General features: G+C 61.4%; 10 protein-coding genes and 1 pseudogene. 9 read left to right on the forward strand and 2 right to left on the reverse strand.

The features are described 5' to 3' along the window. Window positions 1–610: 610 nt before the first annotated feature. The 3 genes from LJE93_06220 to LJE93_06230 all read left to right on the forward strand — a co-directional run bounded on the left by LJE93_06220 (window position 611) and on the right by LJE93_06230 (window position 4,349). Window positions 611–1,213: a TetR/AcrR family transcriptional regulator gene (locus tag LJE93_06220; GenBank protein MCG6948495.1), complete on the forward strand. Its 603-nt coding sequence runs from the start codon at window positions 611–613 to the stop codon at window positions 1,211–1,213. 55 nt (window positions 1,214–1,268) lie between these two features. Continuing rightward, window positions 1,269–1,946, forward strand: coding sequence for a hypothetical protein (locus tag LJE93_06225; GenBank protein MCG6948496.1), 678 nt, complete (start codon window positions 1,269–1,271; stop codon window positions 1,944–1,946). Window positions 1,947–2,111: 165 nt separating this feature from the next. Then, the gene (locus tag LJE93_06230; GenBank protein MCG6948497.1) at window positions 2,112–4,349 is read left to right on the forward strand and encodes a Na-K-Cl cotransporter; all 2,238 of its coding nucleotides are present in this window, start codon (window positions 2,112–2,114) and stop codon (window positions 4,347–4,349) included. 198 nt (window positions 4,350–4,547) lie between these two features. Here the strand turns inward: LJE93_06230 and LJE93_06235 are convergent, their stop codons facing one another. Together LJE93_06235 and LJE93_06240 are read right to left on the reverse strand one after the other, a co-directional pair. After that, window positions 4,548–5,240, reverse strand: a complete 693-nt coding sequence (locus tag LJE93_06235; GenBank protein MCG6948498.1) for an aspartate/glutamate racemase family protein — start codon at window positions 5,238–5,240, stop codon at window positions 4,548–4,550. A 177-nt stretch (window positions 5,241–5,417) separates the two neighbouring features. Continuing rightward, a pseudogene (locus LJE93_06240) lies at window positions 5,418–5,861 on the reverse strand (methylglyoxal synthase). Window positions 5,862–6,179: 318 nt separating this feature from the next. Here LJE93_06240 and LJE93_06245 point away from each other — a divergent pair. From LJE93_06245 to LJE93_06270, 6 genes are all read left to right on the forward strand, one after another. Continuing rightward, window positions 6,180–7,847: a hypothetical protein gene (locus tag LJE93_06245; protein MCG6948499.1), complete on the forward strand. Its 1,668-nt coding sequence runs from the start codon at window positions 6,180–6,182 to the stop codon at window positions 7,845–7,847. A gap of 324 nt (window positions 7,848–8,171) precedes the next feature. Further along, entirely contained in the window at window positions 8,172–9,101 is a 930-nt protein-coding gene (locus LJE93_06250; GenBank protein MCG6948500.1) for an ABC transporter ATP-binding protein, read from the forward strand. Further along, window positions 9,101–10,348 (forward strand): ABC transporter permease, encoded by a 1,248-nt coding sequence (locus LJE93_06255; GenBank protein MCG6948501.1) that lies wholly within the window; start codon window positions 9,101–9,103, stop codon window positions 10,346–10,348. Before LJE93_06250 ends, LJE93_06255 begins: the two co-directional genes overlap by 1 nt. Further along, window positions 10,348–11,514 carry an ABC transporter permease gene (locus tag LJE93_06260; protein MCG6948502.1) on the forward strand — a complete coding sequence of 389 codons (1,167 nt, stop codon included), beginning with the start codon at window positions 10,348–10,350 and terminating at the stop codon, window positions 11,512–11,514. The genes LJE93_06255 and LJE93_06260 overlap by 1 nt, the downstream gene beginning before the upstream one ends. A gap of 347 nt (window positions 11,515–11,861) precedes the next feature. Continuing rightward, window positions 11,862–12,431 (forward strand): pyridoxamine 5'-phosphate oxidase family protein, encoded by a 570-nt coding sequence (locus LJE93_06265; GenBank protein ID MCG6948503.1) that lies wholly within the window; start codon window positions 11,862–11,864, stop codon window positions 12,429–12,431. 133 nt (window positions 12,432–12,564) lie between these two features. Continuing rightward, complete coding sequence (locus LJE93_06270) at window positions 12,565–14,145, forward strand: glycoside hydrolase family 43 protein (protein MCG6948504.1); 1,581 nt, start codon at window positions 12,565–12,567, stop codon at window positions 14,143–14,145. Window positions 14,146–14,302: the final 157 nt, after the last annotated feature.

Below are 14,302 nucleotides of genomic sequence, written 5' to 3' on the forward strand. Positions count from 1 at the left end.
TCCTCGCAGTGGGGACAGACGAGCACGAAGTCGCTCGCCGCTGCCATCGGGGTGAGGCACGCCATCAGGATCGGCACCACGAGGCGACCGTACTTGTGAAGCACGATGTCCTCCTCTTTTCTCAGAAAGCATCAACGAATATATGACTCCCCCGTTCACATTTCCACAACGGAAGGGTGAAGGGTGCCACGTTCACCATTGCACCATTGTCATGATTGGAAGGCAATACATGGGTGCCACCTTCACCGTCGCACCATTGTCAAGGACATGGACATACATGGGTGTGACCCCTGATCTGCCTCCGATTCTGATGGGAGCCAGATAGGTGCTGCCTTTCGCAGTCACGCATTGTCATTGCGGCAGCCAGTGTGGTGGACTCAAGGCATGCCGAACGGTTGTTCGAGGTGCGCCAACTGGGGTCTCTGGTCACAATCCGCCATCTCGGATCGAGTTGAAACCGTGAGGCGCTCCCCATGTGGCACCCTCGAGACATCTTTGTGTCCAGCACCACAAGGCAGACGCCTTGAACGGAGATTTTCGACGAACGCAAGACCTTGACAAGGAGGTTAGCGATTGCTAACCTCCGTACCGAACAGGAGAATAATCGGTTATGACGATCAACGACATACAATTCGCACCAACCGCCTCTGAAGGGAAGCAGCGCATCCTGCTCGCCGCCCTTCGGTTGTTCAGCGAAAAGGGCTTGTGCGAGACAAGCATACGCGACATCGGAGAAGCAGCGGGGCTTTCAAATCCAGCGTTATATAAACACTACGCGAGCAAGGACGCACTGGCCCGAGCGCTGTTCATCTTTTGTTATCGGTGGCTCCACTCTCCCCTGGAAAAAGTGGTCCGGGGCGAGTTCGAATCGATCGCAAGCCAACTTGGCGCATACAACTCGACTTTTTTCCAGCAATTCGAGATCGCTCCCGAAGTAGTCATTTATCTTTCTGACAATATCCAACAGTTTTGGTCCGAGGTCCAGGCTGACGTCGCTGGAGACACATTTGTCTCCCAAATAAACCGGATGCTGGCTTCGGCAATCGACCGCAACGAAATCGGCGACGATCTCGACATCGATCTCGCATCAGCCATCATCATTGGCGGAATACAACAGCTTTCACGGATGTGGTACCTCGGACTCCTCAAGCGTCCTGCTACCGATTGGACTGACTCGTTCACACAACGAATTCTTGCTCTGGTAACGGGTTGAGATTTTTTTCAAACCGAGGTTAGCATTTGCTAACTCAGTAGAAAGGGGTTCACCGATGTTTGCAGTCAATCACGCGGCCGCAGCGCTCGTGCTGAAGCGACGATATCCAACTGTTCGAATGGCCGTTATGCTGTTGGCCGTTCAGGCGGTTGAGCTCATATGGGTGGCGTTGAATCTCGTCGGAATCGAAACCACGACAACTGACTCTACCGTGCGCTCGGTGCAGAATATTCACCTCGTTAACATGCCGTGGTCTCATTCCATCGTAACGACGTTAGCCTTGGCCGTGGTCGCATGGGCGTTGATTCGGTTTGCCCTTGGAAAGCCAAAGACCGCGATCGCCGTCGCACTTGGCATAGCGTCCCATCTCGTGCTCGACCTCGTGACGCACAGTCCTGATATCGCGATCGCGCCTGGGCTCGAAATGAAAAAACTGGGTTTAGGGTTTTACGGCAGCGTTCCCTTTGTCGCGTTCTTGATTGAACTGGGTTTCGGAATTGCATGCTGGCACATCTACGGAGGATCTCGATGGCTGCTGCTAGCGATTGTTTCGCTCAACATCGCCAACCTGAGTATGTTCTTCCCTCAGATCGTTGGAATTGAAGCTCAGCTCGCCGGACATACCACCGTGCTGACGCTTGTAATCTTGGCCCAGATCGTGGTTACGATGGCCATCGTTGGGTGGTTATCGCGAAGTCACGACGTCAGGGCGGCTGCTCAAAAGAGTTCATGATCCGCGGTTCGGCAGCAAGAGTGAAAGACGACGGTACTGCGGACCTGGAGCCTTTGGGACGTTCAACTCGGCAATTCGATCACCCGCCTTGCGCGACGAAGAAAACACGCGTACTGTGCTTCGACGAACGAAACGTATAGAGCGCCAATTCGTGGAAAACGAAGAATGACGCACGACGACAAGCTGGGCACCTTCATCGGTGTCTTCACGCCGACGATCCTCACGATCCTCGGCGTCATCATGTACCTTCGTTTAGGCTGGTTGGCCGGTCACCTCGGCCTCATCCGCATCGTCTTCGTCGTGGTCCTGGCCAACGCGATCACCTTCATTACCACACTGGCCTTTTCCGCTGTGGCCACGAACGCGAGAGTCGGGGTCGGCGGCGCCTACTTCATCATCTCTCGCAGCCTTGGCCTCGAGCTCGGCGGCGCGATCGGCGTACCGCTTTTCCTCTCGCAGACCTTTTCGGTCACTCTCTATGCCTACGGCCTCGCGGAATCTTTTCGGATCATCTGGCCGGAGCTTCCACTACTGCCGGTGACGCTGGTCACAGTCGTCGCAGTCGGGGTGCTTGCGTTCACCGGCGCTGAAAGGGCCCTCAGGGCGCAGATCGTCCTCATGGGATTCGTGGTGCTGTCGTTGGTTGCCCTCACCATCGGCGCCTTTGTCCGCTCGTCCGGCATCGAGGTGACGCTTCATCCGCCGACCGGCGATGTCAGCTTCTGGGCCGGCTTCGCCGTCTTTTTCCCGGCTGTGACCGGCGTCATGGCCGGGCTTGGGCTTTCGGGCGATTTGCGGGACCCGGGAAAATCAATTCCCCTCGGGTCGATTGCGGCGGTGGGGACCGGCTTCCTGGTCTACCTGCTGGTACCGGTGCTCCTTTGCCTGGGTTCGGACCCGTCGTCTCTCCGCGACAACCCGATGGTGTGGTCGAAAATCGCGATACTCGGGCCGTGGCTCGTGCTCCCCGGTCTGTGGTCTGCGATTTTTTCGTCCGCCGTCGGCTCGATGTTGGCTGCCCCGCGCACCCTCCAGGCTCTGGCCCAAGACGGTCTTGTGCCCCGTTTCCTGTGGCGGCCGACGGGAGGCTCACGGGAGCTTCTGCCCGGGCTTGCGGTCGCACTGGCAATCGCGGTTGGAGCGGTCTTCCTCGGCAACCTCAATGCGGTGGCGGCGGTGGTGTCCATGTTCTTCCTCACCGTCTACGGGACGGTCAACCTCGTCGCAGCATTTGAAGTCCTGAGTGGCGATCCGTCGTGGCGCCCGAAGATCAGCGTACCGTGGCCAGTAACCCTCGCGGGCGGTTTCGCGTGCGTCGTGGTCATGGTGCTGATCAGCCCGGTGGCTGGCGTCCTCGCTCTGGTGGCGGAGTTTTCCCTCTGGATGTACCTGTCGCGGAAGGCGCAGCAAGCGCGCTGGGGAGACGCCCGACGCGGATTGTACGAGGCGTTGATCAGGTGGGCCCTGATTCGCCTCAACGAGCGTCCGATGAGCGCGCGCAACTGGCGACCACATATCCTGACCTTCGTCGTCGATCCTCTGAAAGAGCTCGATCTCATCCGTTTCGGCGACTGGTTCAGCCAGGGGCGGGGCGTGGTGACCGTGTGTAACCTCGTGATTGGCGACCTGCTGAACGAGGAGCTGGATCTCGCAGCCCGCAGGAACAAAATCGTCGAGGTGATCGAGGAGGAGGACATCGTCGTCTTCCCCGAGGTCGACGCCGTCAACGACGTGGCTGAGGGGATCATCAACGTCAGCCAAGCCAACGGCATGGCCGGGATGTCCAGCAACACCGTACTCCTCGGCTGGCCGGAGTCGGTTGAGCTTCGTGCGGAGTTTTTGCGCGTGATGCGGCGGCTGGAGCGTTTGAACAAGTCCTTCGTGTTGGGTCGAATCCGGCCGAGGTACATATACCGACGGGAGCGCCCGAAGATCCACGTATGGTGGGGCGGTTTGGAGCGCAACGGCGATCTGCTGCTCCTGCTCGCACACCTCCTCAACTCCAATCCGGAGTGGCGCGGCGCGACTGTCGAGGTGATGAGCATCGCCTCGTCCGAGCTGATGAAGACCCGCACCGAAGCGTATCTGCGACAGCTGATCCCGGAAATCCGCATCGACGCCTCGGTTCGTGTGGTTGTCAAACCGAAGGACGAGCCCGTGGTCGACGTTATCCAACGGGAAAGCGCCGACGCGGCGGCGGTCTTCCTCGGACTCCAAATGCCGGAGGTCGGGAACGAGGCAGAGTACGCGGAGCGGATTGAGCGACTCGCCGGAGACCTCCCGGTGGTCTTCTTCGTCAAGAACTCGAGTCTTTTCGTCGGGGAGTTATTGGAGGCCGCCGAAGCAGTCATCAAAGATGAGAGCGACGAAGAAAACGGCAGCGACGCGGTTATTGGAAAGTGACAATCTCAGCTCAGGCGTTCCCGTGGTTGGGCATGTTGGGACCGGCCCCCCAAGGCGAATATCGAGGACGAATTACCGCCTTCACCTGTGTCCGATAAACCGGGGGCGCTGTATTCCGGCACAGTTGCCATGCATCACCTCACAATAGTCGTCAGATGGAGCTCCTCCACACGCTGACGGCCTCTCGCGAATGACTCGCTACTCCAAAGCCAGTCGCACCGCTGCTTGAGCGTGAAGGAGGGTGGTGTCGAAAAGCGGGATCTCGCCCTCGTCCTGCTTCACCAGCAGCGGGATTTCGGTGCATCCAAGGATGATGCCTCGCGCCCCCTTAGATTGAAGCCGGCGAATGGCCTCCCAGTAGAGCATCTTCGATTCGGGTGAGATCACCCCGATTGTGAGCTCCTCCATGATGACCCGGTGGATCATGCTCACGTCCTGCTCCGATGGAATCACCGTTTCGATTTCATGCTTCTCCGCCAGACGCCGACGGTAGAAGTCCTGGGTCATGGTAAACCGCGTGCCGAGCAGGCCCACCGTTCCGATGCCGGCGGCCCCGACGGCCTTCGCCGTTACATCGATGATGTTCAGAATCGGGATGCCGATCCTCTCCTCGACCTGATCCGCCAGCTTGTGCATGGTATTGGTGCAGATCACCAGGAAATCAGCGCCGCCCCGCTCCACGGCAACGGATCCCGCGACCAGACGCTCGAGAACCAGATCCCAGCGCTCGGTTTCCATTTCCGGCTCGATCTCACCGAAATCAATTGAGTACATCAGGGACTGCGCCGAGTGGATGCCGCCCAGCTTCTCCCGCACACCCTGGTTGATCAGTCGGTAGTACTCCACCGAGGACTCACACGTCATCCCACCAAGTAGACCGATTGTCTTCATCCATGACTCCCACCGACGACGTTGTGACAACCCCGATTTCGGCTCTGGCATTGTCGCACTCCTGCTTGGTTTTACATGAGTTCCGCGTTCACCATGGCATGGGTTTCGCCGATGCCACTCTCTGCGAAAAAGCCGCCGTTGGCCGTTTCGGCTATTTGAGGGTGTCCGGGGAGGGTTCTGGATCCGCGCTCGGTAGTCGATAAGTTGCCGATGGTACTCGCTGTGCAGCAGTGGACTCGAAATCAGAAAATCCGCAGTTGCGAGGTTGCACGCAGTCGGAATGTTGTAGACCACCGACAGCCGCAGCAAGGCCTTGACGTCAACATCGTGCGGATGTGGTTCCAGCGGGTCCCAGAAAAAGATCAAAACGTCGATCTCACCCTCAGCGATCTTCGCGCCGATTTGCTGGTCGCCCCCCAAGGGACCTGACTGGAAGCAATAGACCTCCATATCCAGCACCTTCCGGATGATCCGTCTGGTGGTGCCGGTGCCGAAAAGCTGGTGCAAGGCCAGGGTCCCTCGGTTGAACTTCGCCCACTCCAACAGGTCCTGCTTGCGGTTGTCGTGGGCAATCAGAGCAATCCGCTTGACCTCGGGTAAAAGCTCGCGGTGATGTGTCATCTTCGATCCTCCGAAGCGGTCATGCTTGGTCATGAATATGAAGACGCGATGAAGCGCCTGCGAAGGTGAGCATGCCGCGTTTGTCTTCATCAAACATTGGTGCCGGTTTTCGCGATGACACATTGTGGGTATCTCAGCGACAAAGAGTCAAAGCGAGCTGTGGCACCCTGGCTCGGTTCGACGTTTGCGAGTACCCTCTGGTATAGTACGTTTCAGAACTGAGACGCAATATCGAGACCAAACGGCCGGTCAACCGCAACCTCGAGGCCAGTCCGAGCATCGCGGCCAGCCTGTCGGCACGGAAAGCGAGCGCGAACCATGAACCACACGAGAACCATCATTCGTCAGGTCGCGGTGGCCGCGGTCTTGTTGACGACGATGGCCGCAACCGCATGCAGTCGCCAGTCGTTGCCACCCGACAACGGTGCCAGAATCTACCAAGGTTTCGGCAACTACGAACGGGCGATCACAACCAACTCGGCTATCGCCCAGCAGTGGTTCAATCAGGGCATGCAGCTGATGTACGGCTTCAACCACGACGAAGCCGTCCGCTCCTTCGAACAGGCTGCCGCGGCCGATGACTCGGCGGCCATGCCGTGGTGGGCCATCGCCTACTGCCAGGGCATCAACATCAACGACCCCGAGATGACCGAGGAGCGATCGCGGCGCGCCTGGGAAGCTGTGCAGGAGGCCCTCGCCCGCCTCGGCGACGATTCGGCGGTCGAGGCCGCCCTGGTTCGGGCGGTTGCCGAGCGTTACGCGTGGCCGGCGCCGGAAGATCGCAGCGCCCTCGATCAGGCCTACGCCAACGCCATGCAAGCGGTCTACGAGAGGTTTCCCGAGGACCCCGACGTAGCGACCCTGTTTGCCGAGTCGTTGATGAACCTCCAGCCATGGGATTACTGGACTGAAGCCGGCGAGCCCAGGGGTCGGATCGGTGAGATCGTCGAGGTCGTGCAGAGAGTCCTCGAGACCCATCCCCGGCACCCGGGTGCCAACCACTACTTCATCCACGCCGTCGAGGCCTCGGCCCAGCCCGAGCTCGCCGTCGAGGCGGCCGACCGGCTCTCAACCATCGTTCCCGGTGCGGGACACCTTGTCCACATGCCGTCGCATATCTATATCCGCGTCGGCCGCTACGCCGACGCCGCACGGTCCAACCAGAACGCCATCGAGGTCGACCGCGCCTACCTCGCGCAGGCTCCTCCACCCGGGCTCTACGCTGCCTACTACGGCCACAACCTCCACTTTCTGGCCTTCGCATCAATGATGTCCGGGAACTTCGAGCAGGCCCTCGGGGCGGCGCGGGATCTCGAAGCCGAGATGCCCGAGGACGCCCTCCGTGAATGGGCCGGGCTCATCGAGGGGATCATGCCCACGACGTTCCATGTCTTGATCCGCTTCGGCAAGTGGGAGCAGATTCTCGCCGAGCCCGACTACCCGGAGTGGCGGCTCGTGTCGCGGGCCGTGCGACGCTACGCCCGCTCCATCGCCAACTCGGCGCTTGGTCGCACCGAGGAGGCGCGGGTCGAGCTGGCGGCGTTCGAGGCCGCCTGGACCGAGATCCCCGAGGACTGGTGGGTCTTCAACAATCGGGTCCACCAGATCCTTCCCGTTGCCAATGCGATGATCAACGGCGAGCTTCTCTTCCGCGAAGGCAGGCACGACGAGGCCTTTGCCGTCCTCCGCGAAGGAGTGGCGGCGGAGGACGCCCTGGTCTACGACGAGCCGCCGGCCTGGATGCTCCCCGTGCGGCACGCTCTCGGGGCGCTGCTCATGTCGGACGGTCGGTACTCCGAGGCCGAGGCGGTCTACCGCGAGGATCTCGAACGCAACCGCGACAACGGTTGGGCGCTCACCGGACTCAAGCTTGCGCTGGAAGCGCAGCAACGCGGTCTCGAGGCAGAGGAGCTCGCACCCCGGCTCACGCTGGCGTTCAACTCCGCAGACACCCGCCCCACGTCGTCCTGTTACTGCGAACCCTGATGCTGCAAGGGGGCTCCCGCGCCTTGCTCCCTGCAGATCTCATGGGTACCAGGTTCACATAGGCGCCACGTTGGTCGATGGTCACCACCCCGCGTAGCCTCGGAGACCGCATTATTCATGACTCTACTGCTGCAAGGCGCTGTTCACCGCGCGTGGCTGGGCTTTCGCGATGAATCCTCATGAAAAATGCGGGTGAGTCAATCTTCGACAACGCTGAGAAGACAACTACGAGATCACGCGAGGTTCGGAACCGTGGCGAGGAATGTCGGAACAACTTAACTGGGGCGGGCGTAGTATGAGACGAAGCAACCGCAAGGAGGGCGAATGATCGAGGTCGAACGGCTCCGCAAGAGCTTCAACTCGTTGGTCGCAGTGGACGACGTGTCGTTCACCGTCGGAGAAGGAGAGATCTTCGGCCTGCTCGGACCCAACGGCGCCGGCAAGACCACATCCATCAACATGATCTCCGGCGTGCTAAAACCCGATGGCGGACGCGTCCTCATCGGCGGGAGAGATATTTGGCTGGAGCCGAAAAAGGTCAAACAGGGGATGGCGGTGGTACCTCAGGAGGTCGCGGTCTACGAGGATCTCACCGCTCGCGACAACCTCAATTTCTGGGGCTCGCTCTACGGCCTTCGCGGCGCCGATCTCCGGGAGAGGGTCGACGAGGTCCTCACCCGCGCCGGTCTTTCCGATCGTGCCGGTGACAAGGTCAAGGGATTTTCGGGCGGAATGAAACGGCGGTTGAACCTCTGCATGGGGCTTCTCCACCGTCCGAGCGTGCTCCTGCTCGACGAACCCACGGTGGGCATTGACCCGCAAGCAAGGATCAACATCCTCGAGGTCGTTCGGACAGTGGCCGCTTCGGGTACCACGGTCCTCTATACCACCCACTACATGGACGAGGCCCAGGAACTGTGCGACCGGATCGCGATCATCGATCACGGGAGCATCCTGACCGTCGGTACTCTGGACGAGCTCACACGGCTTGCCGGAGAGGCTGAGGTCTTGCGGCTCACCGGCTCCTTCTCTGAGGAGGCCGCCCGCCGCAAGCTCGAATCGGTGGATGGCGTTCGGCTACTGAAGGCCGACGACGGCATGGCGGTTCTGTCGGTGGAGGCTGACGGGCCCGGCCTCCTCTCGGTGCTGCCAAAAATCCTCGAGGCGAAGGTCAACATTGAGGATGTCTCCATCCAACAGCCGAATCTGCAGAGCGTCTTCATCAGCCTTACCGGGAAAGAGCTGCGCGACTGATGGCCTCCCTCGCCATCGTTCGTCGTGATCTCATCCGGTACGCCCGCAACCCGTTACGGACCGCCCTACTGTTCTCCTTGCCACTGATGCTCTCGGGCATTTTCGCGCTGGTCTTCGGCGGAGGCGGCGCTGGCGAGATCACCATCAAGGTGCTGCTCTACGACGAGGACGAAAGCCTGCTGTCCAGGCTACTCGAAGGCGCCGGCAGCTCGTCGGAGATGGACCAGCGGCTGGAGATCGTAGCCGTCGGCGATGAGGGCTACGAGATGATGGAACGGGGCGAGGCGTCGGCCCTGATTCACCTCCCCGAAGGGTTCACCAGCGATTACCTCGCCGGTCGGCCCTCCACAATCGAAGTAGTCAAGAACCCGTCGGAACGCTTTCTTCCCAAGGTGATCGAAGAGGCTGCTGGAATCGCTGGTGTCGGCATGTCCGTCGGGTCGCGGGTCTTTCGCGACGAGCTGGCGCAGATCGGTCGTTTCGTGGATGACGAGGCCTTTCCAGCAGATCTGGCGGTAGCGTCGGTAAGCACAGGGTTCAACCAGAAGCTCAAGAACCTCGAGCGGTACATCCTGCCACCGGTCATCGATTTAGAAACCGTGACCCTCAGCGAGGCGCCTGAAGGCGAGCCCACTGGAGGTGTCGACATCCTTGCCTACTTCTTTCCGGGTTTTTCGGTGATGGGAATTCTCTTTCTCGCCCAGTCAGCCACCCGCGACATTCTCCGCGACCGGGAGCAGGGGCTGGTCCGGCACCTCCTGACAGCTCCCGTTTCCACCGGTGACTATGTCCGTGGCAAGAGCCTGTCTGTGCTCCTGGTGACCGGGTTGGGATTCGTGGTTCTGATGGCCATCGGAGTGGCCGCGGGCGTGGACTGGGGGCCCTTTCCGGCAGCCACGGCTCTGATCGTCTCTTCCGCGTTGATGGCCAGCGGTCTGCTCCTCCTGATCTCGGCCTTCGTGGACACCGAACGTCAGGCGGACACGTTGACCACGATCGTGATCATGGTCTTTACCATGCTCGGCGGCGCCTTCGTGCCGGTCTCGCAGATGCCCTCGTTTCTCCGCCCGGTGGCGGCAGCCACCCCGGTGTACTGGTCGGTGGACGGATTCACCAAGCTGACCATTGAAGGAGCGGGTCTTCCAGAGATCGCCCTCCATCTGGTGGTGCTGCTCGCCGTCGGCGGGGGCTGCCTGCTCGCCGGCTCGCTGCTCATGCGACGCAAGCTGGAACGTGGGGCCGTGTGATGAGGAGAATTCTGGCGATCGCCTTCAACGATCTGAAGCTGACCCTCACCGACCGCGGGGCGGTGATGTGGATGTTCCTCCTCCCGCTGGTCTTCGCCACCTTTTTCGGATTGGTGATGGGTGGAGGCGGCTCCTCCCCAGCTGACGCCAACGCCGCATTGACGGTGGTGGACAACGACGGTGGGGTACTCGCCCGGGGCCTCATCGCGGACCTCGAAGGAGCAGGCCTGGCGATCGAGGAACTCACGAACACTGAATGGGAGAACTCCGAAACCGTTGTCCGGACGCTGGTGATCCCGGAAGGCTTCAGCGAAGGCGTGTTGTCCGGTACGCAGCAGACGATTCGTCTCGAGAAGAAGGCGGGGGCCTCCGAGGAGGCCGCGTTGGTAGTTCAGGCCCGGACGCTCGCGGCCGTCACCAGGCAACTCGGCCGCGTGGTCGAGGCCGCCCACAGGCTCGAGGATGGTGCAGCAGTTTCCCAGCAAGCTTACTCCAGCGTGATCCCGGGCGAGGACCTTGTTCGGGTAGATTCCAGATTCGCTGGTCAAGCGACCGTTGCGCCCGGCGGTTTCGCCCAGTCCATACCCGGCATGTCGGTCATGTTCGTCATGCTGGTGGCCCTGACCTACGGCGCGGCATCGGTCTCGGCCGAACGTGCGGGCGGACAACTCCGCCGTTTGGCAACTGCACCCGTGACCCGGGCGGAGATCGTCGCCGGCAAGATCGGCGGGAGGTGGGTGGTTTCCGCCCTCCAGATCACGGCGTTCGTCCTCGCAGGTGTGGCCGGCAATCGGTTGTTCGGGGTGGAGATTGGTGACCACCCGCTGCAGCTGTGGCTGGTTCTATTGGTCTTCAGCCTCGCGACCGCACCACTCGGAGTGGCCATCGGGGGTTGGTTCAGGGACCCGGACCGCGCCGCCAATGTGGGAGTCATGGCGACCATGGCGATGGCTGCGTTCGGAGGCTGTTGGTGGCCGATCGAGGTCGTGTCGAAGCCCCTCAAGACTGCGTCGTTGTTCGTCCCGTCGGGCTGGGCCATGAGGGCCCTGCACGGACTCATCTCGTTTGGGGCGGACCTCACCAGCCTCGGGCCGGAGATTCTGGCTCTGATTTTTTTCGGCGCATTCTTCTCGTTGTTGGCCGCTCGATCGTTACGAATCGAGTAGCTCCCGGTATGCGCGCCATGGCTACCGCGTGTCAAATCATGACTTCGCGACGTGGATTGTGACAATGAAGAGATGGGTACCACGTTGCACATTGTTCACGCGGACCCGATCAAAAACACCCTGCATCGGTGACACGGCTGAACTCCGGCCTCCGTATCGAACGCGACGACCAAGAATTCCGCTATCGCATCGATACCCTCGCTCGGCTGATCTCAACCGAAGAGGCCGACAATGCAGCAACGCGAAACGTGGCACCTTGCAGATGTTTCCGCGCTTGACGAACTGGCACGTGTTGGGCGAAGGTTCATCGAGGAAGTTCCAATTCAATGCGCAGGTGGGGGTGCCAGATGTTCCGTTCGGGCCTGAGATCGGGAGCGGTTCTGCTCGTAGTAATGGGTTGGTTCGCGACCCTGACTGCCGCCGCAGGGGATGGGAATGCGGAGCCTGGGGATCGGGAACGTCTGCTGGCTGCCGCCCGCGAGGTCATCGCCGCTTCGCGCTTCTGCGCGCTCGTGACGATCGGGGCCGACGGCGCGCCGAACGTGAGAATGATGGACCCCTTCGCGCCCGACGAAGACATGGTCGTTTGGATGGGTACCAACGCACTGAGCCGGAAGGTGGAGGATCTCCGCCGCAATCCGCACGTAGCCGTCTACTGTGCCGATCCGGATGCTCCCGGCTACGTCACGCTCAGGGGGGTCGCGCGCCTTGTCGACGATCCCGACGAGACCAGGAAGCGCTGGAAGGACGAATGGAGCGCCTTGTACCGTGACGATCGCTCGAATTACCTGTTGATCGAGATCACGCCCGAGACGGTCGAGGTGGTGAACCTCGCCGCCGGTGTCGGCAGCGAGAAGGATTCATGGGAAGTTCCCGCGGTCGTATTCGGCCAAGGGGAGACCTCGCCCGCGAAGTGAAAGAGTGGCGGCACGGAGGTCGGAGATGGCAGTTGAATACCCAAAGAAATAATCCATCAACCTGTACGGCCGACGACCGCAGTTCTAGTGTCGAGCCGTCGCCGCCGTGGCGACGGTCCTGCTGTTGGGCGCAGTGCTGGTCGCGAGCGACGGGCCGGCGCGTATCTCGTCTTACGCCAACCCGGTGATACCGGGTTTCTACCCGGATCCCAGCGTCGTGCGGGTCGGGGACGACTACTACCTCGTTACCAGCTCCTTCGAGTTCTACCCGGGGGTGCCCGTCTTTCACAGCCGCGATCTGGTGCACTGGGTGCAGGTGGGCTACGCGCTCACGCGCCCCAGCCAGCTGCTCCTGGCGCACGCTGGAGTCTCCCAGGGTATTTTCGCGCCAACAATCCGTCACCACGAGGGGACGTACTATGTCATTACGACCAATGTCAGCGACGGGGGCAATTTCTACGTCACGGCACAGGACCCCGCCGGCCCCTGGTCGGATCCGATCTGGGTGCAAGGACAGGGTGGTATCGACCCCAGCCTTTTCTTCGACGAGGACGGCAGCGTCTTCTTCACGTCGAACGGAGGCGTGCCAGACACCCACACGGCTCCCGGAATCTACCAGTCAAAAATCGACGTGGCGACAGGCCACCTGCTCTCACACCCACGGCTGATCTGGCGAGGGACCGGCGGCCGCTATCCGGAGGGGCCACACCTCTACAAGATCGGGGGGCGATACTACCTGATGATCTCGGAGGGAGGCACCGAGTACGGCCACATGGTGACGATCGCCCGAGCAGACTTGCCCTTCGGCCCATTCGAAGCCGGCTCGGGCAACCCGATCCTGACCCACCGCAACACCCAGATGGACCAGCCCATACAGGGCACCGGGCACGCCGACCTCGTCGAAGATCACGAGGGGAACTGGTGGATGGTATTCCTCGCCTTCCGCACGGTCGGCGGGTATTTCCACCACCTCGGCCGCGAGACATTCCTGGCGCCGGTGGACTGGGACGAGGCTGGCTGGCCGGTGGTGAACGGCGGCCACCCGATCGAGGAGACCATGAACGTCGCCGGCCCGCCTGCTGTGCCCGTGTTCCCAGCTCGCGTGCGTGACGACTTCGACGGTCCACTCGGTTTCGCCTGGAACTACCTGCGTCAGCCAGTCGATGTGGACTATTCCCTCGCGCTACGACCCGGTTGGCTGACTCTGCACGACAGCTCCGTCCGGCTCGAGGACTCTGTCGCACCCGGCGCCTCCCCCACCTTCGTGGGTCGTCGCCAGCAGCACCTGCGCTGCCGCGTGCGGACGCGTCTCGACTTCACCCCAACCGCCGACGGACCGGAGGCCGGTCTCACGGTTTTCCAAAACGGTCATCATCGTTACGACCTGGGTGTGCGCCGGGTAGCCGGCCGGCGCGAGGTTTTCGTGCGGCAGACGATCGGCCCGACACTTTCGGCCGTGACAGCGAGAGAACCGCTCGATGACGACACCCCCGTCGTCCTGGAGGTACGCGCCGAGCCGCAGGAGTATGGCTTCAATTTCGGTTCGTCGCTCGGTTCGGTGGAGCGCCTCGGCACAGCACCGACCCGTTACCTCTCTTCGGAGGTCGCGGGCGGCTTCACCGACGTCTACTTCGCTCTGCTCGCCACGGGCAACGAGCGCGGCGCGGGCACCGCAGCGCACTTTGACTGGTTCGACTACGAACCGCAACAGTGACACTTCCCTGGGTTGACGCCCCTCATGGGGCGCGCCGGCCCGTCAGCCTGTGGCGGATCTCCATCTTGCAGCAATGATGAATTTGAACGTGGCATCCTTCTGGCTCCTGGGCCTGAGATGACAACCACCTCTGGATTGTGGTTATATGCTCGGGGTC

Source organism: Acidobacteriota bacterium (assembly GCA_022340665.1).
Taxonomy (GTDB): domain Bacteria; phylum Acidobacteriota; class Thermoanaerobaculia; order Thermoanaerobaculales; family Sulfomarinibacteraceae; genus Sulfomarinibacter.

Excerpts from the sequence above, each read along its gene's own strand:
- LJE93_06220 (MCG6948495.1), top strand. The coding sequence starts at position 611 with ATGACGATCAACGACATACAATTCGCACCAACCGCCTCTGAAGGGAAG.
- LJE93_06225 (MCG6948496.1), top strand. The coding sequence starts at position 1,269 with ATGTTTGCAGTCAATCACGCGGCCGCAGCGCTCGTGCTGAAGCGACGA.
- LJE93_06230 (MCG6948497.1), top strand. The coding sequence starts at position 2,112 with ATGACGCACGACGACAAGCTGGGCACCTTCATCGGTGTCTTCACGCCG.
- LJE93_06235 (MCG6948498.1), bottom strand. The coding sequence starts at position 5,240 with ATGAAGACAATCGGTCTACTTGGTGGGATGACGTGTGAGTCCTCGGTG.
- LJE93_06245 (MCG6948499.1), top strand. The coding sequence starts at position 6,180 with ATGAACCACACGAGAACCATCATTCGTCAGGTCGCGGTGGCCGCGGTC.
- LJE93_06250 (MCG6948500.1), top strand. The coding sequence starts at position 8,172 with ATGATCGAGGTCGAACGGCTCCGCAAGAGCTTCAACTCGTTGGTCGCA.
- LJE93_06255 (MCG6948501.1), top strand. The coding sequence starts at position 9,101 with ATGGCCTCCCTCGCCATCGTTCGTCGTGATCTCATCCGGTACGCCCGC.
- LJE93_06260 (MCG6948502.1), top strand. The coding sequence starts at position 10,348 with ATGAGGAGAATTCTGGCGATCGCCTTCAACGATCTGAAGCTGACCCTC.
- LJE93_06265 (MCG6948503.1), top strand. The coding sequence starts at position 11,862 with ATGTTCCGTTCGGGCCTGAGATCGGGAGCGGTTCTGCTCGTAGTAATG.